This window comes from Zobellella endophytica, from assembly GCF_003012775.1.
Lineage (GTDB): Bacteria > Pseudomonadota > Gammaproteobacteria > Enterobacterales > Aeromonadaceae > Oceanimonas > Oceanimonas endophytica.
Window position 1 is genome coordinate 319,121 of record NZ_PXYG01000002.1, and the last position, 22,421, is coordinate 341,541.

A 22,421-nucleotide genomic window follows, 5' to 3' on the forward strand; every position below is an offset into this window, starting at 1 on the left:
GCCTCTTCTCTACCTCGCAACAGACAATCAGCCGATTTGGTCAGGTTTTAAACTGTTCTGTGTTCCTAGGGGCGAGGGGGCGTGGCTTATTCCGCCGCCACCTGCGTGTCCGGCGCGTCCACCAGGCTGTAGGTCATCTTGCTGAGGGTCGCGGTCACCGCCAGCTGGCGGTTCTCCTCGTGGCTGATCTGCACCAGCAGATAATCCAGCTCCGGGGCCACCCAGAAACGGGTTTTACGCTTGCTGTCGCCCCGGTCCCGCTCCAGGATCAGGGTGTCCAGGGTGCCCAGGCCGGTGCGCAGCGCCTCCTCGCCCACCACCCGGAACGGGGTCATCTTGATTTCCCCGTTGCGGATCACCGGGTAGTTCAGCGCCTGCTTGCCCGCCATCAGGTCGCAGCGAGCCTCGAAGAAAAAGCTGACCGGATCGAAGGCGCCGCCCTCGGCGGACAGCAGCTTGTCGCCGTCCTTGTCCTGGTACAGCACCATGTCGGTCTGCTGATCGAACACCAGCCGCTCTTCCCGGGTCACCCCCAGGGCCTTGGCCTTGTAGTTGAAGGTGGAGGGCCGGGCGGTACAGTCCTGCCAGCCGAAGCTGGACTTCTGTTCCACGTCCAGCAACCAGTGGGACAGGGCAAAGTGCACATGGTACTGATCCTTGTTCCGCTCTATGGTCAGGGTGTTGACGCCCTTGGTCTGGTCCCCGTTGAGCTGGACCGAGAACTCGGCCCGCAGCTGTTCGATATCCCGGGCCGCAACGGTCCCGGCCACCATCAGGCCACAAAGTGCCAGCACGCCTTTTCGCAACATCAACTTTATCCTCACTCAGCTGTCCACCTGAACTTCCGGCAAACCTTGTGCCAACCATACACCAACCAGTCCCATCAGAGAAAACACTAAGATCACCGCCAAACTGGACAGCAGCGCCAGCAACATGCTCAGCGCTCCCGCCAGCAGCAGCAACAGCCCCATCAGGGTATTGCTCACCGACACATAATCGGTGCGCCGGTTTCCGCCCGCCAGATCCACCAGATAAGTCTTGCGCCCCACCCGGACTCCCGCATGGGCCAGGCTCAGGACGAAGATCACCAGCGGAAAATAGCCGGGCAGGGGCGTGCCCGCCAGCCACCCCAGGTGTAGCCATACCGCCAGCCCCAGCAGCGAGGCGATCACCGCCGCCAGCTGCATCACCCGACGGGAGGAGGTGTCGGCCATCCGGCCCCATACCCAGCCGCTGGCGAACTGCGCCAGCCCCTGGGCAATCACCAGCATGCCCAGCACCTTCATGCTGGTGTCGGTTTCCCGCGCCAGCAACACATAATAGGGAGTGACCAGGGCGGTGGACAGCAGCAGGGTGCGCACCAGCAGGAAGCGGGCGAAGTGGGGATCGTCGTGCACCAGCCGCAGGCTGGCCATCGCCTGGCGCCAGCCATCGACCGCCCCCTCGGTAGCGCCGGGCTGCTCCTCGATATTCCGGTAGCAAGCCATGCCCCACAGCCACACCAGCGCCGCCAGTAGCAGGATCAGGGCATAACCCCAGGGGGGAATGTCGTCCAGCCGGCTCAGCACCAGGCCGAAGATCAGCCCCACGCCCCCGGCCAGGCTGGCCCCGGTGCCGGTAACCCGGCCCCGCCCCTGTTTGGGGATGGTTTTGCCCAGCACGTCCTTGGCGGCGATGGAGCACAGGCCCCGGGCCAGGCTCATCACCGTCAGCAGCAACAGCAGCAGCAGGCCGGCCAGCCAGCCGCTGCCGAGCAGGGTCACCAACGCCATCAGCACCAGGCAGCCGGCCTGCAGCCCCGCCCCCCACAGCCAGGCACGGCGGCGCAGCGGCATCCGTCGCACATGGGCCCCCAGGATGATCTGCGGCAGCATGGAGCCGCTCTCACGGATCGGCACCAGCCAGCCGATCAGCCACACCGGCGCCCCCACCGCCTGGAACAGCCAGGGCAGCACCGTCTTGGCATTGACCATCAGTTCGGCCAGGGCGGTGGCCAGTTGGGACAGCACCAGCCGGCGCCGGTTGGCGGGCACCACCCTGCAGGCCTCGTCGGGGATGTCCCGGCAGACTCGGGCATCCTCGTCGTTGTTGAGTATTTCCGACAGGCTCGGGTACTGGCCCCGGCCCAGTTTGCTGAACATCATGAGGCTTCCTTGAGCGGATCACGAAAATCACCACGGCCTGTTCTCAGGCCTGACCTAAAGCCCTATCATACCAAGGGAAAAACGATGGAAGCAGTTTCCATCGATTACTCACCCGATACAAGGATTCAGATAACACCATGGAAACGGGCTACAGCATTATCATTGCCGATGACCACCCCTTGTTTCGCAACGCCCTGCACCAGGCGGTGCAGCTGGCGGTGGAAGGCGCCCACCTGCAGGAAGTCGACAGCATCGATAACCTGATGCAGTTGCTCACCGAGGTGGACGAGGTCGACCTGCTGCTGCTCGATCTCAAGATGCCCGGGGCCAGCGGTTTTTCCGGCCTGGCTCAGTTGCGCAACCTGTATCCGGATCTGCCGGTGGTGGTGGTGTCGGCCAGCGAGGAGCCCGCCGTGATGCAGCAGGCCATGCGTTTCGGCGCCCTCGGGTTCATTCCCAAGTCCGCCCCCATGCGCACCCTGGTCAGCGCCCTCAATACCATCCTCGAGGGGGAACCCTGGTTTCCCGAAGGCATCAGCCTGGAGGACGCACCGGAAGACGATATCGCCGAGCGCCTGGCCAGCCTGACACCCCAGCAGTACAAGGTGCTCACCATGCTGTCCGAGGGCAAGCTCAACAAGCAGATCGCCTACGAGCTGGAGGTGTCCGAAGCCACCATCAAAGCCCACGTCACCGCCATTTTCCGCAAGCTGGGGGTGAAGAACCGCACCCAGGCGGTGATCGCCCTGTCCCAACTGGACGGTGGGGATCGCTGAGCGGGGACTGGGGACTGGGGACTGGGGACTGGGGACTGGGGACTGGGGACTGGGGACTGGGGACTGGGGACTGGGGACTGGCAGAATTGAATAAAAATTTTCCATGTCAAATAGTCAATTTTAAAATCCCAAATCCCAAATCCCAAATCCCAAATCCCAAATCCCAAATCCCCGAATCACGCCACCAGATGCTGCAACAGCGCCCTTAGCTTGAGCGGCTTGACCGGCTTGCTCAGGTAACTCAGCTGCAACTGTTGCAGCTCGGCCTGCAGCTCCGGCTGGCGGTCGGCGCTGATCACCACCGCCGGTATACCGCCGAACTCCAGCCGCAGCAGATTGATCACCGCCACCCCGGTCTCGCCCTCGTCCAGGTGGTAATCCGACAGTATCACCTGGGGCCTGAAGCCCTCCCGGCAATGGCGCCGCGCCGCCTGGCCGTCACCGGCCAGGCGCACCTCGCAGCCCCAACGCGTCAACAGGCTGGCCATGGCGACCAGGATGTCCGCCTCGTTGTCGATACACAGCACCCGCAGCCCTGCCAGTTGCCCCTTGGCCGGTGCGGCGGGCTCGTCCCGCGCCACACCGGGCTCGGCCCGCGGCACCGTCACGCTGAACACCGAGCCCTTGCCCTCCACCGAGCGCACCGCCAGCCGATGGCCGAGGATGCCGGCCAGGCCCCGGGCGATGGCCAGCCCCAGGCCCAGCCCCTGCTGGTGATGGCGCTGGCCATGATCGAGGCGCAGAAACTCGTCGAAGATCACCCCCAGCTTGTCGGCGGGAATACCGGGGCCGTTGTCCCACACCTCGATGCACAGTTCCTGGCCACGGCGGCGCAGCCCGAGCAGGATGCGTCCGCCCGGGTTGTAGCGCAGGGCATTGGTGAGGAAGTTCTGCAGGATGCGACGCAGCAGTCGGGGATCGCTGTGCACCCCGAGCCGGCTGGCCACCACGTCGAAGCGGCCGCCGTCCTGCTCCGCCAGCACCCCGAGCTCGGCCTTGAGGGTGTCGAACAGGCTGTTCAGGGCAAAGTCTTTCGGCCGGGCGGTGAGCTTGCCCGATTCCAGCCGGGACATGTCGAGCAGGTCGCCGATCAGCTCCTCGGCGGCGCCGAGGGAGCGGTCGATATGGCCCGCCAGCCGGCGGCTCTCCTCGTCGCCCGAGGTTTCCAGCCAGGAGGAAGTAAACAGCTTGGCGGCGTTGAGCGGCTGCATCAGATCGTGACTCACCGCCGCCAGGAAGCGGCCCTTGGAGGCATTGGCCCGCTCCGCCTGGCGGGTCGCCGCCAGCAGTTGCTGGTTGACCGCCGACAGCTCCCGGGTGCGTTCCGCCACCCGCGCCTCCAGCACCACGTTGGCGTCTTTCAGCACCTGCTCCGCCTGGCGGAAGGTGGTGATGTCGTTGAAGGTCATCACGAAGCCGCCGCCGGGCATGGGATTGCCCTGCATCTCGATCACCCGGCCGTCGGGGCGGGTACGGGCCGAGACGTGGGCGGTGCCGGCGCGCATATGGGCCACCCGCCGGGTCACCTGCTGCTCCACCTCGCCCGGGCCGCACAGCCCCTTCTCGGCGTTATAGCGGATGATGTCGGCGATGGCCCGGCCCACCCGGACAAGGCCCGGCGGGTAGGCGAACAACTCGATATAGCGCCGGTTCCAGGCCACCAGCCTGAGCTCCTTGTCGACCACCGAAATACCCTGGCCGATGTGCTCGATGGCGCCCTGCAGCAGGCCCCGGTTGAAGCGGAACACGTCGCCGGCCTCGTCGACGATGGCGGCCAGCTCCTCCAGTTCCATGGAACGGCCCTGCAGCGCCGACGACAGCACCAGCCGCGCCGAGGAGGCGCCGAACACCCCCGCCAGCACCCGTTCGGTGTGGCGGATCAGGCTGGCCGGCGCCTGCATGCTGCCGTCCAGGGTGCCCTGCTCGCCGGCGTAGCGGGCGAAGGCCCGCTTGACCCGGGATTCGCCCACGAAACGGGAGGCCAGTTGCTCCAGATCCCGCACCGACACCTTGGCCCGGTAGACGTCGCCGTCATCCTTGTGCTGGCGGCCGACGAAGGCGGCGGCCTGGAAGCGCTCGCTCACCGAGGGCACCGACAGCCAGGAGCCCAGCAGGTAGCCGGCCAGGTTGCACAACAGGCTGAGCAGTATGCCCCAGGTGGCGGGGCTCATCTCGCCCACCAGGCCCCACTGGGGCGGGGTCAGCAGCCACAGCAGCACGTTGGTGTCCGCATCGCCGGCGAACAGCCCGGTTTCCGCCATCAGGTTGAGCAGCCACATCAGCATGCCCAGGCTCAGGCCCCAGTAGGCGCCACGCCGGTTGCCGCCGCGCCACAACAGGCCCAGCACCAGGGCCGGGGCGAACTGGGCGATGGCGGCGAAGCTGAGGTAGCCGATGCGCGACAGGCTGTGTATCTCTCCCAGCCAGAGGAACACCAGCCAGGCGGTCATCATGATCACGATGATGGCGGTGCGACGCACGTTGAGCAGCAGTTGGGCGAAGTCCTCGAAGCCCGCCCCCTGCAGTTGGCGGCGCCGCAGTATCATCGGCAGCACCAGATCGTTGCTTACCATGATCGCCAGGGCGATGGTGGAGATGATCATCATGCCGGTGGCGGCGGAGGCGCCGCCGATAAAGGCCAGCACCGCAATGCCCGGGTGCCCCAGCGCCAGGGGCAGGCTGATCACATAAGTGTCGGGCGAGGTATCGGCGGACAGCCACTGCTGACCGGCCAGGGCCAGGGGCAACACGAAGAGCCCGAACAGGAACAGGTAGACCGGGAAGATGCGCCGGGCCCAGCGCAGGTCGGCCGGGTCGTGGTGCTCCACCACGGTGACGTGGAACTGGCGCGGCAGGCAGATGATGGCGCTCATCGACAGCAGGGTATAGACCCCCATGTCGAGCAGGTTGGCGCCGGTCACCTCGGTCAGGCCGGCGATGAAGTCCTCGGTGATCATCATCCGCTGCTGGTTGGGATGGACCAGGATCAGCCAGAGCGCGAAGCCCCCCACCACGATGAAGGCCACCAGCTTGACCACCGACTCCACCGCGATGGCCACCATCACCCCGCGCTGGTGCTCGGTGGCGTCGATATGGCGGGTACCGAACAGCAGGATGAACAACATGAACAGCAGCGCCACCATAAAGGCCACTTCGCCGGCATCGCGGCCGCCGCCGCCCACCACCTCGGGCGCCACCAGGGTCAGCCCCATGACGATGGCCTTGAGCTGCAGGGCGATGTAGGGCAGCACCCCGACAATGGCGATCAGGGTGACATAGACCGCCAGCCGCTGGGATTTGCCGTAGCGGGCGGCGATAAAGTCGGCGATGGAGGTGATGTGCTCGCGCTTGGCCACCTCGATCAGCCGGGCGATGAAGGGCCCGGCCAGGGTGAACACCAGTATCGGCCCCAGGTAGATGGGGAAGTAGGACCAGGGATCCGTGCTGGCCTGGCCGACGGTGCCGAAGAAGCTCCAGGAGGTGCAGTACACCGCCAGGGAAAAGCTGTACAGCAGCGGGCGCACCCGGCGGGAGCGCGCCCCCAGGCGCACCTTGTCGCCCAGCCAGGCGAACACGAACAGCAGCGCCAGGTAGGCCAGCGCGATGTTGATGACGGTCCAGCCCTGCATCAGGCCTCCTGTGCCATGGGCCAGGCGTTACGCCCCGACAGCCACAGTGCCGGCAGTACCGCCGCCCCCATCAGCCAGAAGGTCTGGCCGCCGAGCAGCGGATACAGCTGGCCGGACAGCACCAGCAGCAGCGCCACCGCCATGCCCATGGACACGGCGGCATAGAGCGCCTGGGTGCCGATCACCGCCTCGCCGTCGAGCTCCCGGCTGATGAAGCGGATGGCCCCCAGGTGGCTCAGGCAGAAGCTGCCCGCGTGCAGCAACTGGGCGAAGACCAGCCAGCCCAACTCGGTGGTGGCGCCCATCAGGCCCCAGCGCAACAGGGAGCAGGCGGCGCCGGCCAGCAGCAGGTGGCGGGCCCGGAGGCGGCCGAACCACTTCTTGTCCATGGCAAAGACCGCGATCTCGGCCAGCACCCCCAGCCCCCACAGGTAGCCGATCACCGCCATGCTGTAGCCCTGCTGCTGCCAGTACAGGGCGCTGAAGCCGTAATAGAAGGCATGGCTGCCCTGCAGCAGGGAAGTCACCAGCAGGAAACGCGGCACACCGGGCCGGCGCAGGGCCTGCAGTATGGTATCGCCGCGCCGGCCCCGGCGCAGATCGGCCGGTGCCGGGTTCATCGGCAGCAGGCAGATGGCCAGCATCAGCGCCAGCGACAGCACCATGGTATGCAGCACCCACTGGGGCCCCAGGCTGCCGCTCAGGCTGCCGACCGTCAGGTTGGCGGCGATAAAGGCCGCCGAGCCCCACAGCCGGGCCTTGCCGTAATCCAGGTGCACCTGCACGATGAGGCGGCTGGCGATGGCCTCGGACACCGGCATCAGCGCCGGGTAAATCAGGTTGACCAGCACCATCAGCGCCAGCAGGGCCAGGCTGGAGTGCCAGCCGTAGAAGCCGGCAAACACCAGCAGGCTCAGCAGGCACAACCAGCGGGCGGCGGGCAACAGCTGCTCCGCCGCCCGGATCCGGCTCATCACCGCCAGGTTGCCGGCACAGCGGGCCGCCATGCCCAGGCCCAGCAGCAGTCCGATAAAGCCGGCTTCCGCCCCGACATGACTGAGCCACAGGGCCCAGAACGGCAGGAAAATGCCGTAACCAAAATAGTAAATCGCGAAAAACAGGGAAAGCCAGAGCGCAGGCGCCATATCATCACTGGGTAATAGAATAATGCGGCCTATGATAATAACTTTACGGTTAAATTGCTGTTATCCATTGCGTTAAAGGTGAGCCCATGCACGTACTCATGCTGTTGGTCCTGCTGCTGGTGAGCGGTTGCCAGGCGGCCGGTCCGCCGCCGACCACCCTGTTCAATTATCGGCTGCAGGATGCCGGGGGGCGGCCGCTGTCGCTGGCGCAAGCGGCGGCCCGGCTGGCCGACGCCGATGTGATCATGGTGGGCGAGCTGCACGGCCACCAGGGTATTCATCGCTTTCAGGCCGAGCTGCTGGCCCGGCTGCTGCAAGGGCCGGGGCCCGTCGCCCTGGCCATGGAACAGTTCAGCCGCGACAGCCAGCCGGTGCTCGACGCCTACCTGCAGCGGGAGCTGGGGGAGAACACCTTTATCGAACGGGCCAACGCCTGGCCCGGTTACCGCAGCGACTACCGCCCGCTGCTGGAGCTGGCCCGCGACGCCGGCATCCCGGTACTGGCGGCCAACGCCCCCCGCCACATCGTGCGCTGCATCGGCCAGGAGGGCCCGGGCTACCTGGACCGCCTGCCCGCCAGCCACCGGGCCTGGGTGGCCGAACGGCTGACCCTGGATGACGATGCCTACAAGGCCCGCTTCATGGCCTCCCGCCACCACGGTCAGCCACCCAGCGAATTCCAGTTCGCCGCCCAGACCAGCTGGGACGACACCATGGCCGAAAGCATCGCCAAGCATCTGGGGGCCAACCCCGGCACCCGGGTGATGCTGACCCTGGGTCGCTTTCACATCGGCGAGGGGCTGGGCACCGCCCAGCGCCTGTGGTTGCGGGCCCCGGCGCTGCGGACCGTGCTGATCTACCCGGTCGTTGCCGGGGAGGAAAACCCGCCGGCCCCGCTGTGGCGGCTGCATGTCGCGCCCCTGCCGCCGGTCCGGCTGAGCGACGAGCCGCTGCCGGCCATGGGTACCGCCGCCGGCACCGCCTGCTGAGCCGGTCCGCCAACGGGCAGCGGCGGCGGACCGGACTCGTCTGTCTATCGATTTCAGCGATGGATCCTCCTTTTACCGGGCGAGGGAAATGCGGCACATTGGACGCTTTACGCCACGGATGCCGCTATGAATCCTTATCTGTTACTGGCCATGGCCATCGCCGCCGAAGTGGTGGCCACCACCGCCCTCAAGGCCTCGGCGGGGTTCAGCCGGCTCGGGCCCAGCCTGCTGGTGGTGGCCGGCTACGGCGCCGCCTTCTGGCTGCTGGGGCTGGTGATGCACACCGTGCCGGTGGGGGTGGCCTACGCCATCTGGTCCGGCGCCGGCATCGTGCTGATCACCCTGCTGGCGGTCGTCGTCTACCGCCAGCTGCCCGACCTGCCGGCCCTGCTCGGCATGGGATTGATCATCGCCGGGGTGGTGGTGATCCAGCTGTGGTCCGACAGCGGCGGCCACTGAGTTACGGCGCCGCCCCGACGACGCCGTGCCGGTGCTGTTCGAGCCACGCCAGGGTCTGCTCGGCGGGCAACGGCCGGGCGAACAGGTAGCCCTGGAACTCGTCGCAGCCGGCCTGGCGCAGGAAGTCCCACTGGGCCCGGGTTTCCACCCCTTCCGCCACCACCGTCAGCCCCAGCTCCCGGCCCAGGGAGCTGATGGCCCGCACCAGAATGGCGTCGCTGGCATCGGGCCGGCAGTTGCCGACGAACGACTTGTCCACCTTGAGGATATCGAGGGGAAAACGGCGCAGGTAGGCGAGCGAGGAATAGCCGGTACCGAAGTCGTCCACCGCCAGCCGCACCCCCAGCGCCTTCAGCGCCTGCAACTGCGCCACCGCCCTCATGTTCTTCTCCATCAATATGCCCTCGGTCAGCTCCAGCTCAAGCCGGTGGGGCGCCAGCCCGCTCGCCGCCAGCGCCCGCTCCACCCGGCGGCACAACTCGCCGGAGTGGAACAGCCGGGGCGACAGGTTGACCGCCACCGCCAGTTCCCCGGGCCAGGCCCGGGCCAGCCGGCAGGCCCGGGCCAACACGAATTCGGTGATCGGCTCGATCTGGCCGATTTCCTCGGCGATGGGAATGAATTCCGCCGGCGAGATGGCGCCGAACTCGGGGTTGTGCCAGCGCACCAGGGCCTCGAACGATCGCGGCCGGCCGTCCCGGTCCACCTTGGGCTGGAAGTGCACGTCGATCTCGTTCCGCTCCAGCGCCCGGCGCAGCGCCGCCTCCAGCCGCAGCCGCGCCACCGCCGGCGCATTGAGCTGGCGGTTGTAGAAGCACAGCCCCGATCGGCCGCGGGACTTGGCGGAGTACATGGCCGCGTCCGCGTGCTGCAGCAGGGCCTCCAGGTTGTCGCCGTCGGCGCCGAGCAGGGCCACGCCGATGCTGCAGGTGATCAGCAGCTCGTGGCCGTCCAGTTGCAGCGGCGCGGACACCGCGTCCAGCACCCGCTCCAGCGCCCGGTGCAGGGCCTCGGCGCTTTCCCGCCGCGCCAGCAGCACAAACTCATCGCCGCCGTAGCGGGCCACCGTGTCCTGGGCTCCCAGGGCGGACTCGAGCCGCCGGGCGATATCGATCAGCAGCCGGTCACCGGTGGCGTGGCCCAGGCTGTCGTTGATTACCTTGAAGTTGTCCAGATCCACGAAGGCCAGCGCCAGTTGGCCCCGACCGCCGGCCTGCTGTCGGCCCTGCTCCAGCCGGGTCACCAGCAGATGGCGATTGGGCAGGCCGGTAAGCAGATCGTAGTTGGCCTGGTATTCCAGCCGCTGCTGGTAACGCTTGCGCTCGGTGATGTCCTCTACCGTGCCCTGGTAGTAGAGCAGCTCGCCGTCCAGATCGTGCACCGCGTGGGCGGTTTCGGCGATCCACAGGGTGGAGCCGTCCTGGCGGTACACCTCGGACTCGAAGTCGCTGACGAAGCCCCGCTCGCGGATCTGCCGCTTGAATTGTTCGCGCCGGTCGGGCATGACATAGAGCCGGTTGCCGATGTCCTTCAGCTCCGCCATCAGCGCCGTGGTGGCGTCGTAGCCGTACATCTCCGCCAGGGCCTGGTTGGCGGCCAGGTAGTGGCCGTCCGGTGTGCTCTGGAACATGCCGATCACCGAGTGATCGAACAGCCCCTGGTAGCGGGCTTCGGCCCTAGCTAGCCGATAGCGGTCCTGCACCTGCTCCTGCACGTCGCTCAGCATGCCTTCCAGCACCGCCTCGCCGCCGGCACCGGGCAGCGCCCGGCCGCTGTCCTTCACCCATTTCAGGCTGCCATCGCGACAGCGCAGCCGGTATTCCAGCCGGTAATAGCCCTGTTCGGCCAGTGCCCGGGCCAGGGCGCGCCGCACCCGGGGCCAGTCCTCCGCCACCACCAGCCGCCGGTGCAGCCCGTCCCGCCGCCCTTGCAGCCAGGCCGCCTGGTGGCCGCACAGCGCCACGCTGCCGGTGCTGACGAAGTCGGCGGACCGGTCCAGCCCGGCGCGATACACCAGGCCCTCCAGCCGGTTTAGCAGGCAGAGCAGACCGGGCGGCGGCGGGGACGCTGCCTCGAGCGGAAAGGCCGCCGTCATCACCGCGCCCATCACGAGGCCCCGGGCGCCGTGGCCGTCCATGCCGGTATGCCGGTTGCGGCCTGCCCGAGGGCGCCGTCCAGTCGCAACCGTTCCTGCTCCAGCCAGCGGAACACCGCATCCACCGCCGCCGTGCCCAGGTTGAAGCAGTCGACCGCCGACATGCCGGCGGCGTCCGCCGGCAGCAGCCGGTCGCGCAAGGCCGAGATGAAGACGTGCACCGCCTGCCGGGCCGCGTTCACCTCGGCGCCCTGGCCGCCGGCGGCCAGGGCCTGGACCAGCAGCGACTCGGCCCGCCCGGTGAGGAACAGCAGCCGTACCCGGGCCACCGGCGGACAATAGCGCCGCGCCGCCACCGAACTGCCCAGGGCCCGCGCCTGGCCCAGGCATTCCGCCAGGGCCGGCAGCCGATGGCCGAAGTTACGCTCGCTGTCGCCGGCGCCGGCCAGGACCTGCGGCTGTTCGATGCGCGCCTCGGCCACCGCCGCCAGCCATTCCAGCAGCACCGACACCAGCCGGCAATGGGCCTGGAAGTTCTGCTCAGGAGTGCTCGCCGCCAACCCCTGCACCAGGCCCTGCCACTGCCGCTGCAACACCGTTACCTGGTCCCGGCCGAAGCAGCAGTAGCGTTCCCGCTGTTCCCGCTCGCCATGGGCCAGCAGCGCCTGGAAACCGCGTGCCACCGCCTGCTGTTTGGCCGGCAACCGGCCGGCGAAACCCTGATCGCCGGCCAGCCAGGCGCCGCTCATGCCCCGATGCTGCTGCACCTCGGCCACCAGCGCCACCAGCTCGCCGGCGCAGTCGAGCCCGGCCCGGGCCCGTTGCGGCCGCAGCCCGGCCAGCCACCGGCGCCGGTACCAGCCCCATAACAGGCCACCCAGCAGGACGGCCGCCAATACCCCGATGATCATGCTGTTCATTTCAGCCTCACTCATAGCGATAGCTCGTCACCCGCTCCTTGAGCCGGGTCACCAGTTGTTCCAGATAACGGGCCAGTTCGCTGCTTTCGCTCACCCGGCGGGCGTTGTCGTCGGCCAGTTCCGCCACCTTCTGATTGTCGATGGCGATCTGCTCCCCCGCCACGCTCTGGCCGGCGTTGGCCTCGGCGATCTCCTGCATGCGGGTCAGCGACGACAGCGCCGCCCGCTCGATGGAGGCGAGCGCCGCCGCCGCCTCCGCCGCCTGACGGGCGCTCTGCTTCGACTTGTCGTCGGCCGCCTCCACCACCTGGGTCAGGTAGCCGGCCTGATGCTGGACATCGCCGATCAGCCCGTTGATATCGCTGGTGGCACTGGTGGTGCGTTCCGCCAGCTGGCGCACCTCGTCGGCCACCACCGCGAAGCCGCGGCCGGCGTCTCCGGCCCGGGCCGCTTCGATGGCGGCGTTGAGCGCCAGCAGGTTGGTGCGCGCCGCTATCTCGGCGATGATGGTGGCGATGGAGCCGATCTTGCGCGAGCCGTCGGCCAGCGCGGCGGCGGCATCGGCGGCGTCGCTCACGTCCCGGGCCAGGCCGTGCATCGACTGATCCACCGCACTCACCAGGCCGGCGCCCTGGCGCGCCTCGGCCACCGCCATTTCCGCGGTCCGTGCCGCCTCGGCGGCACCGTCCCGGGTGCCGGCCAGGCTGGTGATCAGCTCCTCCAGGGTGGCGGCGGCCGACACCGTGGTATCGCGCTGGGCGCGCACCCCCTCTTCCCCGGTGGCGGCGTTGAGCGTCGCCTCCGCCGCCACGCTGTGCAACTCGTCCGCCGCTCGGCCCAGCTCAATCAGTACACCAGAAAAGCCCCGTATGGCACCATTTAATTGCTCCGCCACCGGGGTGAAGTCGTCCTCCCGGGCGGTGGACAGCCGGGCGGTCAGCCGCCCGCTGCCCAGCTCGGCGGCAAAGCCGGCCAGGGCCCGCAGCCCCCGGCGGTACTGGCGCCACACCAGCAGCGCCGCCGCCAGTCCCGCCAGCGCCAGCAGCACGGCCAGGACGGCCGTGGTGACCGACGGCAGCGCCCAGAACAGCACCAGGCCCAGGGCCGGCCCGCCCCAGGCCGCCACCAGCCAACGCGCCAGAGTACCTTGCCGCCCCTGGCTCCGCGTGCCCGCGCCAGGCCTATCCAGCAACTTGTCCATGTTTTCTCCTTAAGCCCCGGGCAGCCGCTCGCCGCTAATCCCATCGGGGTAACACCATAGGGTTAGTCCGGCCAAGCAATAATTGCGCCAGCTCCCGCCAGAGGCGGTCGCCCAACCGGTTCAGGGAAAGGACGGAAGAAGCCGGGCCCCGGGTCGGTGCCGAATGCCTCCCCAGGGTGCGGGACGCCGGCGCAGCGCCCCGAATGGGTGCAATATCAGGCTGGCGCCGTCTTCCTCGGACCTCCTGCAGGCTCGGACCAGCCCGGCAAGCCGCCGGCGGAACGAGTCGCCGATAATACCCTGGCGGTTGCAGGTGCGGCCTTGTCACAAATCTGTCATGGTGACGTTCTACCCTCGGCCAAGGACCCATTTTAGAAGGACATTGCGATGATCTTGTGCGGACACAGAGGCGTGGCCAGCCTGGCCCCGGAAAACACCCTGGCCGGCCTGCGGAAAGCCGCGGAGCTGGGCCTTTCCTGGGTGGAGATAGACGTGCAGCTGACCAGGGATCAGAAGGTGGTGGTGATCCACGACGAAAAGGTCAACCGCTGCAGCGACGGCAAGGGCAAGCTGCGCAAGTACGAGTGGGACGAACTGCGCAAGCTGGACGCGGGCAGCTGGTTCGACCCGGCCTTCGAACAGGAGCGCATCCCCCGGCTCAGGGACTACCTGGCCCTGGCCCGGGAGCTCGGCATCAAGGTCAATGTCGAGCTCAAGGTGTACGACAAGGACGACGCCGGCCGGCTGTGCCGCCGGCTCAGCAAGCTGATTGACAAGCACGGGTTCGACAAGGGCAGCCTGCTGCTCTCCAGTTTCGATCCCGACTGCCTGCGCTATTTGCAGGTGCTGCAGCCGCAGGTGCCCCGCGGCCTGCTGGTGGAGCATGTCCCCGACGACTGGCAGCAGCAGCTGGAGCGGCTCGAGTGCGCCGCCCTGCACTGTAACTACCGCTACCTGAGCCGGGAGCAGGCCGAGGCGGTCAAGGCCACCGGCTACCGGCTGCACTGCTACACCGCCAACCACCCGGACAAGGTGAAGGACTTCCCCGCCTGGGGCGTCGACATGATCTTCACCGACAAGCCCCAGGACTACCTGGAGGCGGGCTGGCCCGCCGGCTGAACCCGGGCACGGGGCGGCGGCCCTGGCCGCCCCCCTCCGGCTTCAGGGCGTCGACCATTTCTCCAGCAGGATATTGATAAAGAGATCCGCCGCCGGGGTAATGCTGGTATGGGTTCGCCTGACCACCCCGATCACCCGTTTGATCGGGGCCCCTCGCAACGGCCGGCAGGTCAGCATGGTGCTGTCGTTGCTCGGCATCGCCAGTTGCGGTATCACCGCTATCCCCAGCCCCATTTCCACCAGCCCCAGCGACGTCGACAGGTGCTGCACCTCGTAAAAGCCGTTCAGCCGGACATTGCTTTCCACCAGGGCGCTGTCCAGCAGGGTTCGGTTGCCGCTGTCCTTGCTGACGGTGATGAGCTTGTGGGGTTCCATGTCCGCCCAGCCGATGTCCTGCTGTTGCGCCAGGGGGTGATCCCGCCGAATGCAGACCACGAAGGGATCGTCCAGCAGGTGGGTAAAGCTGACTTCCGGATACTGGGCAATCGCCATGTTGATACCGAAATCCGCGTCCCCGCGGATCACGCACTCCAGCCCTTCATTGGCGCTAACGTCGAGGATTTTGATGCGAATACCGGGGTAAAGCTGGTTAAATTCGCGGATCACGCCGGGCAGGAAATAGAAGGCCGCGGTCGGTATGCAGGCGATGGTGACCTTGCCCTTCTGATGGGTGGCCATTTCCTTGATGCCCAGCACCGACAACTCGAAGTCCTCCAGCATGCGGCGCGCCTTGGGCAGGAACTCCCGCCCGGCCGGGGTCAGCCAGGTCTTGCGGGTGGTGCGTTCGAACAAGGGCGTGCCCAGTATCGCCTCCAGCCGCTGCATGCGCCGGCTCAGGGCCGGCTGGGACAGGTGCACGAATGCCGCTGCCTCATGGAAGTTGCCGCTCTCGGCCACCCGGATAAAGATCGCCAGGTCCTTGAATTCAATCTGGTGCATAGGCCATTAATGCAATAAACAAATCAATACCCGATTTTCTTTGCATTTGATGCAAATGTCAAAAACGTGACAACCTTCCCCCCAAGAAAGCAACCAGTGGGAAACAACCATGTCACAAGCCATTTCCTGTATCATCATGCGCGGCGGCACCTCCCGGGGACCCTACCTCAAGCTCAGCGAGCTGCCCGCGAACCGTGATGACTGCGCCCTGATGCTGCAGAAAATCATGGGCTCCGGCCATGAACTGCAGCTGGACGGTATCGGCGGCGGCAACAGCCTCACCAGCAAGGTCGCCATGGTCGGGGTGTCCACCGATCCCGCCGCCGACGTGGATTACCTCTTCGCCCAGGTGGGCATCAAAGAGCGCAGCGTGGATTTTTCCCCCAATTGCGGCAACATGCTGGCGGGGGTGGCCCCCTTCGCCATCGAAACCGGCATGGCGGCGGCCGCCTCGCCGGTCACCCTGGTGCGGATCCGCAACCTCAACACCGGCAAAATCATCCATGCCCAGGTATCCACGCCGAACGGCCAGGTCAGCTACGAAGGCGAGGCCCTGATCAGCGGCGCCCCCAACCCGGCGGCGCCGATCAAACTGACCTTTCTGGATGTTCAGGGTGCCAAGACCGGCCGGCTGTTTCCCACCGGCCGGGTCACTGATAGCATCGACAACATCAGTGTCACCTGTATCGATGCCGCCACTCCCTGCGTGCTGATCCGGGCCCGGGATCTGGGCAAGACCGGCTACGAATCCCCCGCCGAGCTGGACGGCGATACGGTGCTGCTGGCCAGGATTGAGCACATCCGCCGCCAGGCCGGACAATTGATGGGCATGGGCGACGTCAGCCACCAGGTGATCCCCAAGCCGGTGCTGCTGGCGGCGGCCCGGGACGGCGGCGACATCCACGCCCGCTACTTCGTGCCCCACAGCTGTCACAAGGCACTGGCGGTCACCGGCGGCATCGCCATCGCCAGTGCCTGTGGCATCGAAGGCACCGTGGCCGCCGGGCTGACGTCCGCGGCCCCGGCCTCCGCCACCATCCGCATCGAGCATCCCTCGGGCATGCTGGAGCTCGAGGTCTGCAAGGCGGGGGGAGACGACCACCGCATTGCCGCCGTCTCCCTGCTCCGCACGGCCCGCAAGATCCTGAGCGGCACCATTTTTCTACCCTGAACATCGTCGCGGTGACGATTCAAGCGACACCACCATAGGAAGGTAACATCATGAAAAAATTAAAAATGCTGCTGAGTGCCACCCTGCTGGCCGGCACCTGCACCCTCTCGGCACCCGTACTGGCGCAAGCCCTGCCCTCCACCATCCACTGGACCATCCCCTTCGGGGTCGGTGGCGGCACCGACGTCTGGGCCCGCTTCATGTCGCCCCACCTGACCAAACAGCTGCCCGGCTCGCCGACCCTGGTGATCAAAAACGTGCCCGGCGGCGGCTCCATCACCGGTACCAACCTGTTCTACATGCGGGCCAAGGACAATGGCAGCGAGATGCTGGGCATTTCCGCCTCCACCCTCTATCCCTACATGCTGGGCGATTCCCGGGTCCGCTACGACTTCGACAAGTGGACCCCGATCATGGCGTCCCCCACCGGCGGCGTGGTCTATATCCAGCCCGATCTCGGGGTCGCCACCGGCAAGGATCTGGGCAAGCTGGCCGGCGTCACCCTGCCCTTTGCCGCCCAGGGGCCTACCCAGCTGGAACTGCCGGTGATGCTGGGGCTCGATATGCTGGGCCTGGATCTGCGGCCGGTGTTCGGCATGACCAGCCGGGGCGAAGGCCGACTGGCGTTCGAGCGGGGCGAGGCCAAGGTCGACTTCCAGACCACGTCCGCCTATATCAACTCGGTCACCGATCTGGTGAACGGCAACAAGGCGGTGCCCCTGTTCTCCCTCGGCATCATCGATGACGAAGGCAATACCGTGCGCGATCCGGCCTTCCCGGATATTCCCACCTTCGAGGAAGTCTATAAGGAATACAAGGGCGAGGATCCTGAGGGCATGCAGTACGACGCCTACCGCAAGTTCCTGACCGCCGGCTTCGCCCTGCAGAAGGTGCTGCTGGTACCCAAGGACATTCCCGCGCCCATGAAGCAGGAGCTGCTGCTGGCGGTGGATCGCATGGTCGAGGATCAGGCTTTCCAGCAGGATGCGGTCGAGCAGATAGGTCCCTACCAGAACCTGATCGGCGCCGTGGTGGAAGTGCATCTCAAGCAGGCGGTGAGCATGACCCCGGAGCTGCGGGCCTGGGTCAAGGACTGGCTGAAGAGCAAATTCAATGTCTCGGTGGAATAAACCGGCCTGGTCCGGTCGCAAGGAGCTGAACTCATGAACGAATTACTGGCGGCACTGGGCCAGATACTCACCGTCGCGCACCTTAGTTATCTGGTGCTGGGGGTGATCATCGGCCTGATCATCGGGATCATTCCCGGCCTGGGCGGCATCGCGGGCATGTCCCTGCTGCTCCCCTTCCTCTATGGCATGGAGCCCTCCGTCGGTCTGGGCATGCTGATGGGCCTGGTGGCGGTGGTGCCCACCGGCGACACCTTCACCTCGGTGCTGATGGGCATTCCCGGCTCCAGCGCCTCCCAGGCCACGGTGATGGATGGCTTTCCCCTCGCCAAGCAGGGTCAGGCGGCCAGGGCCCTGTCCGCCGCCTTCACCTCCTCGCTGCTCGGCGGGGTGGCCGGGGCCATCATCCTCAGCGGCTTTATCATAGTGGCCCGGCCGCTGGTGCTGTCGTTCTCGTCGGCGGAGCTGTTCATGCTCACCCTGCTCGGCCTGAGCGTGGTGGCCTCGCTGTCCGGCGGCAACCTGTTCAAGGGCCTGGCCGCCTGCGGCGTCGGCCTGCTGGTCGGCACCATCGGCGCGGCCCCGGCCACCGGCGAATTCCGCATGACCCTGGGCATCGACTACCTGTACGACGGCATTCCCCTGGTGGTGGTGGGGCTGGGCATCTTCGCCCTGCCCGAAATCATCGAGCTGCTGATCCGCAACAAGTCCATTTCCGGCAAGGGCAACAGCCTCGGCAGCGGCTGGGGCCAGGGCGTGCGCGACGTCCTGCGCAACCTGCCGCTGGTGGGCAAGTGCTCGGTGTTCGGCAGCCTGGTCGGCGCCATCCCCGGCCTGGCCGGCTCTGTGGTGGACTGGATGACCTACGGCTTCGCCATGCAGTCGAGCAAGGACAAGTCCAACTTCGGCAAGGGCGAGATCCGCGGTGTCATCGCGCCCGAATCCGCCAACAACGCCTGCGCCTGCGGCAGCATGATCCCCACGCTGCTGTTCGGCGTGCCCGGCTCGGGCACGGCGGCGGTGTTCCTCGGCGGCATGTTGCTGCTCGGCATCCAGCCCGGCATCTCCATGGTGGATACCCACCTGAACCTGACCTATACCATCGTCTGGTCCCTGGCCCTGGCCAACATCCTCGGCGCCCTGCTTTGCCTGGGGCTGGCCTCGCCGGTGGCCATGCTCACCCGGATCCCGTTCTCGCGCATGGCCCCGGTGCTGCTCACCCTGATCCTGTTCGCCGCCTACCAGGCCACCCAGAGCCTGGGCGACTTCGTGGTGCTGGCCGCCATCGCCACCCTGGGGATCTTGCTGAAGAGCGCCAACTGGTCACGCCCGGCCTTCCTGATCGGCTTCGTGCTGGCGGCCGGCGCCGAGAACTATTTCTTCCAGAGCATCCAGTTCTACGGTTACGGCTGGATGCAGCGCCCCGGCGTGCTGATCATCGCCGGCCTGATCCTGCTCAGCTTCGCGGTGCCCTTTATCCGCAAGCGCCTGGCCGCCAGAACCGGTGGCGCAGCCAATGCGGAACCCAAGCCGGAACGGGCTCCCCTGAGCCGGCTGGACGGCGCCATCATCGTCCTGTTGCTGGTCGCCTGCGCCCTCGCCCTGTTCGATGTGTGGGGTCGCTCCGAGCTGACCCGGGCCTTCCCGCTGTTCGCCATCCTGCTCACCGCCGGCTCGGCACTGGCGGTCGCCTTCGGCGCCAGCCGCAAGCCGGCCGAGCCCGGCAGCCAGCGGGTAGGCCGGGAGCTGCTCTACATCAGCCTGTTCCTCGGTATTGCCCTGCTCTATTTCACCCTGGGCTTTATCAGTACCTCCGTGGTCTTCACCCTGCTGTTCCTGCGTCTGTTCACCGGCTCCCGCTGGCGACTGTCGGGCACGGTGGCGGCGGGCCAGCTGCTGTTCCTGGTGGGCATCGGCAAGGCCATGAGCATCGACTACCCCGCCGGCCTGCTGGACCCCTACCTGCTGAGCCTGATCAACCTGTAACCCTGGCGGGGCTCCCGGGCCCCGCCTTATTCAACAAAAGGACCTCATCGTGCTTGAACACTACCGCAACCAGGCCGCCGAGCGCACCGCCGACGGCCTGGCCCCCCTGCCCCTGAGCGCCACCCAGGTGGCCGCCCTGGTTGAACACCTCAAGAACCCACCCGCCGGCGAAGAATCCTTCCTTTATGAACTCCTTTCCAACCGTATTCCTCCCGGTGTCGACGAAGCCGCCTATGTCAAGGCCGGTTTCCTCGCCGCCGTGGCCAAGGGGGAGGTGAGCTCGCCGGTGGTCTCGCCCGCCCAGGCCACCGAGCTGCTGGGCACCATGCAGGGCGGTTACAACATAGCGCCGCTGGTCGAACAGCTGGACAACGACGCCCTGGCCCCCATCGCCGCCAAGGCCCTGTCCCACACCCTGCTGATGTTCGATGCCTTCCACGACGTGGCCGACAAGGCCAAGGCCGGCAACGGCCACGCCAAACAGGTGCTGCAGTCCTGGGCCGACGCCGAGTGGTTCCTGGAGCGGGCACCACTGGCCGACAAGATCACCATGACCGTGTTCAAGGTGCCCGGTGAAACCAACACCGACGACCTGTCCCCGGCCCAGGACGCCTGGTCCCGCCCGGATATTCCGCTGCATGCCCTGGCCATGCTGAAGAACGCCCGTCCCGGCATCGCTCCCGACGAAGACGGCGTCATCGGCCCGATCACCGCCATCGAGGCGCTCAAGGAAAACGGCTTCCCCCTGGCCTACGTGGGCGACGTGGTCGGCACCGGCTCCAGCCGCAAGTCCGCCACCAACTCGGTGCTGTGGCACATGGGCGACGACATCCCCTTCGTGCCCAACAAGCGCGCCGGCGGCGTGTGCATCGGCAACAAGATCGCCCCCATCTTCTTCAACACCATGGAAGATGCCGGCGCCCTGCCCATCGAATGCGACGTGACCCAACTGCAGACCGGCGATGTCATCGACATCTACCCCTATGAGGGCAAGATCTGCCGCCACGACAGCGACGAAGTGCTGGCCGAATTCAAACTGAAAACCGATGTGCTGCTCGACGAAGTGCGCGCCGGCGGCCGCATCCCGCTGATCATCGGCCGCGGCCTGACCGACAAGGCCCGCGCCGAGCTGGGCCTGGGTCACTCCGAGGTGTTCAAGCGCCCGGCCGACGTGGCCGACTCCGGCAAGGGTTACACCCTGGCCCAGAAGATGGTGGGCAAGGCCTGTGGCGTGGCGGGCGTGCGCCCCGGCCAGTACTGCGAGCCGAAGATGACCACCGTCGGCTCCCAGGACACCACCGGCCCCATGACCCGGGACGAACTGAAGGACCTGGCCTGCCTCGGCTTCTCCGCCGACCTGACCATGCAGTCGTTCTGCCACACCGCCGCCTATCCCAAGCCGATAGACGTGACCACCCACCACACCCTGCCCGACTTCATCATGAACCGGGGCGGGGTGTCCCTGCGCCCGGGCGACGGCGTCATCCACTCCTGGCTGAACCGCATGCTGCTGCCCGACGCCGTGGGCACCGGCGGTGACTCCCACACCCGTTTCCCCATCGGCATCTCCTTCCCGGCGGGCTCCGGACTGGTGGCCTTCGCCGCCGCCACCGGGGTAATGCCGCTGGACATGCCCGAGTCGGTGCTGGTGCGCTTCAAGGGCGAGATGCAGCCCGGCATCACCCTGCGTGACCTGGTGCACGCCATTCCCTACTACGGCATCAAGCAGGGCCTGCTGACCGTGGCCAAGGAAGGCAAGATCAACGAATTCTCCGGCCGGGTGCTGGAAATCGAAGGGCTGCCCCAGCTGAAGGTGGAGCAGGCGTTCGAGCTGGCCGATGCCACCGCCGAGCGCTCCGCCGCCGGCTGTACCATCAAGCTGGACCAGGAGCCGATCGCCGAATACCTCAACTCCAACATCGTGATGCTGAAGTGGATGATCGCCGAAGGCTACGGCGACCCGCGCACCCTGGAGCGGCGCATCAAGGGCATGGAGGAGTGGCTGGCCAACCCGGCGCTGCTGGCAGCGGACGCCGACGCCGAATACGCCCATGTGCTGGAAATCGACATGAGCGAGATCAAGGAGCCGCTCCTGTGCGCGCCCAACGATCCGGACGACGCCCGCCTGCTGTCCGAAGTGCAGGGCGAGCAGATTGAAGAGGTGTTCATCGGCTCCTGCATGACCAACATCGGCCACTTCCGCGCCGCCGGCAAGCTGCTGGACAAGTTCAAGGGCCAGCTGCCGACCCGGCTGTGGGTGGCGCCGCCGACCAAGATGGACAAGGACCAGTTGACCAGTGAGGGCTACTACGGCATCTTCGGCCGGGTCGGTGCCCGCATCGAGATCCCGGGCTGCTCCCTGTGCATGGGCAACCAGGCGCGGGTGGCGGACAACAGCACGGTGGTGTCCACCTCCACCCGCAACTTCCCCAACCGCCTGGGCAAGGGCGCCAACGTGTACCTGGCGTCGGCCGAGCTGGCGGCGGTGGCGGCGATCCACGGCAAGCTGCCGACGGTGGCGGAGTACCTGGAGTACGCCCAGGCGCTGAACGCCACGGCGGCGGACACCTACCGCTACCTGAACTTCGACGAGCTGGACAGCTACGTGCAGAAGGCCGATACCCTGATCTTCCAGCAGGCCATCTGAGCGCCAGTTTGAAGTCATCTGTACTCGGCCAAAGCGCACTACTCCGCCGACACGCCGTGAACCCATCCCTGGGG

The 22,421-nt window shown here is 67.0% G+C and carries 16 protein-coding genes; 8 read left to right on the forward strand and 8 right to left on the reverse strand.

All coding sequences use genetic code 11. From position 1 onward, the window contains the following. Nucleotides 1–86 precede the first annotated feature (86 nt). Nucleotides 87–809: a DUF3108 domain-containing protein gene (locus C7H85_RS06720; RefSeq protein ID WP_106728944.1), complete on the reverse strand. Its 723-nt coding sequence runs from the start codon at nucleotides 807–809 to the stop codon at nucleotides 87–89. Between the two features lie 15 nt (nucleotides 810–824). After that, a complete protein-coding gene (locus C7H85_RS06725) occupies nucleotides 825–2,144 on the reverse strand; it encodes an MFS transporter (protein ID WP_106728945.1) in 1,320 nt (439 codons plus the stop codon). 137 nt (nucleotides 2,145–2,281) lie between these two features. On the opposite strand from C7H85_RS06725, the gene C7H85_RS06730 reads away from it, so the two are divergent. After that, the gene (locus C7H85_RS06730) at nucleotides 2,282–2,920 is read left to right on the forward strand and encodes a response regulator transcription factor (protein WP_106728946.1); all 639 of its coding nucleotides are present in this window, start codon (nucleotides 2,282–2,284) and stop codon (nucleotides 2,918–2,920) included. Between the two features lie 176 nt (nucleotides 2,921–3,096). Here C7H85_RS06730 and C7H85_RS06735 read toward each other — a convergent pair whose 3' ends face one another. Together C7H85_RS06735 and C7H85_RS06740 are read right to left on the reverse strand one after the other, a co-directional pair. Beyond that, nucleotides 3,097–6,552 carry a hybrid sensor histidine kinase/response regulator gene (locus C7H85_RS06735; protein ID WP_106728947.1) on the reverse strand — a complete coding sequence of 1,152 codons (3,456 nt, stop codon included), beginning with the start codon at nucleotides 6,550–6,552 and terminating at the stop codon, nucleotides 3,097–3,099. Further along, nucleotides 6,549–7,694: a 3-phenylpropionate MFS transporter gene (locus tag C7H85_RS06740; protein WP_106728948.1), complete on the reverse strand. Its 1,146-nt coding sequence runs from the start codon at nucleotides 7,692–7,694 to the stop codon at nucleotides 6,549–6,551. Before C7H85_RS06740 ends, C7H85_RS06735 begins: the two co-directional genes overlap by 4 nt. A gap of 86 nt (nucleotides 7,695–7,780) precedes the next feature. Between C7H85_RS06740 and C7H85_RS06745 the strand changes: the two genes are divergently transcribed. After that, on the forward strand, nucleotides 7,781–8,683 hold the full coding sequence (locus C7H85_RS06745; RefSeq protein WP_106728949.1) for a ChaN family lipoprotein: 903 nt from the start codon (nucleotides 7,781–7,783) through the stop codon (nucleotides 8,681–8,683). 126 nt (nucleotides 8,684–8,809) lie between these two features. After that, nucleotides 8,810–9,142, forward strand: coding sequence for an SMR family transporter (locus C7H85_RS06750; protein ID WP_106728950.1), 333 nt, complete (start codon nucleotides 8,810–8,812; stop codon nucleotides 9,140–9,142). A 1-nt stretch (nucleotide 9,143) separates the two neighbouring features. Here the strand turns inward: C7H85_RS06750 and C7H85_RS06755 are convergent, their stop codons facing one another. The 3 genes from C7H85_RS06755 to C7H85_RS06765 are packed head-to-tail and all read right to left on the reverse strand — an operon-like array spanning nucleotide 9,144 to nucleotide 13,358. Next, a complete protein-coding gene (locus C7H85_RS06755; protein ID WP_210433586.1) occupies nucleotides 9,144–11,279 on the reverse strand; it encodes a putative bifunctional diguanylate cyclase/phosphodiesterase in 2,136 nt (711 codons plus the stop codon). Beyond that, the gene (locus tag C7H85_RS06760; RefSeq protein ID WP_106728951.1) at nucleotides 11,249–12,172 is read right to left on the reverse strand and encodes a nitrate- and nitrite sensing domain-containing protein; all 924 of its coding nucleotides are present in this window, start codon (nucleotides 12,170–12,172) and stop codon (nucleotides 11,249–11,251) included. The genes C7H85_RS06755 and C7H85_RS06760 overlap by 31 nt, the downstream gene beginning before the upstream one ends. Continuing rightward, on the reverse strand, nucleotides 12,165–13,358 hold the full coding sequence (locus C7H85_RS06765; protein ID WP_106728952.1) for a methyl-accepting chemotaxis protein: 1,194 nt from the start codon (nucleotides 13,356–13,358) through the stop codon (nucleotides 12,165–12,167). The genes C7H85_RS06760 and C7H85_RS06765 overlap by 8 nt, the downstream gene beginning before the upstream one ends. Nucleotides 13,359–13,745: 387 nt before the next feature. On the opposite strand from C7H85_RS06765, the gene C7H85_RS06770 reads away from it, so the two are divergent. Next, nucleotides 13,746–14,477 (forward strand): glycerophosphoryl diester phosphodiesterase, encoded by a 732-nt coding sequence (locus C7H85_RS06770; protein ID WP_106728953.1) that lies wholly within the window; start codon nucleotides 13,746–13,748, stop codon nucleotides 14,475–14,477. A 42-nt stretch (nucleotides 14,478–14,519) separates the two neighbouring features. On the opposite strand, the gene C7H85_RS06775 is transcribed toward C7H85_RS06770, so the two are convergent. Next, nucleotides 14,520–15,416, reverse strand: coding sequence for a LysR family transcriptional regulator (locus C7H85_RS06775; RefSeq protein ID WP_106728954.1), 897 nt, complete (start codon nucleotides 15,414–15,416; stop codon nucleotides 14,520–14,522). Nucleotides 15,417–15,525: 109 nt separating this feature from the next. Here C7H85_RS06775 and C7H85_RS06780 point away from each other — a divergent pair, with 109 nt between their 5' ends. Genes C7H85_RS06780 through acnB form a run of 4 tightly spaced genes read left to right on the forward strand, consistent with a single transcriptional unit; the run spans nucleotide 15,526 to nucleotide 22,347 of the window. Further along, a complete protein-coding gene (locus C7H85_RS06780) occupies nucleotides 15,526–16,587 on the forward strand; it encodes a 4-oxalomesaconate tautomerase (protein WP_106728955.1) in 1,062 nt (353 codons plus the stop codon). Between the two features lie 50 nt (nucleotides 16,588–16,637). Further along, a complete protein-coding gene (locus C7H85_RS06785; protein ID WP_106728956.1) occupies nucleotides 16,638–17,717 on the forward strand; it encodes a type 2 periplasmic-binding domain-containing protein in 1,080 nt (359 codons plus the stop codon). 33 nt (nucleotides 17,718–17,750) lie between these two features. Further along, nucleotides 17,751–19,700, forward strand: a complete 1,950-nt coding sequence (locus C7H85_RS06790) for a tripartite tricarboxylate transporter permease (protein WP_106728957.1) — start codon at nucleotides 17,751–17,753, stop codon at nucleotides 19,698–19,700. Between the two features lie 49 nt (nucleotides 19,701–19,749). Next, nucleotides 19,750–22,347, forward strand: a complete 2,598-nt coding sequence (acnB, locus tag C7H85_RS06795) for a bifunctional aconitate hydratase 2/2-methylisocitrate dehydratase (RefSeq protein ID WP_106728958.1) — start codon at nucleotides 19,750–19,752, stop codon at nucleotides 22,345–22,347. The last annotated feature ends 74 nt before the right edge of the window (nucleotides 22,348–22,421 follow it).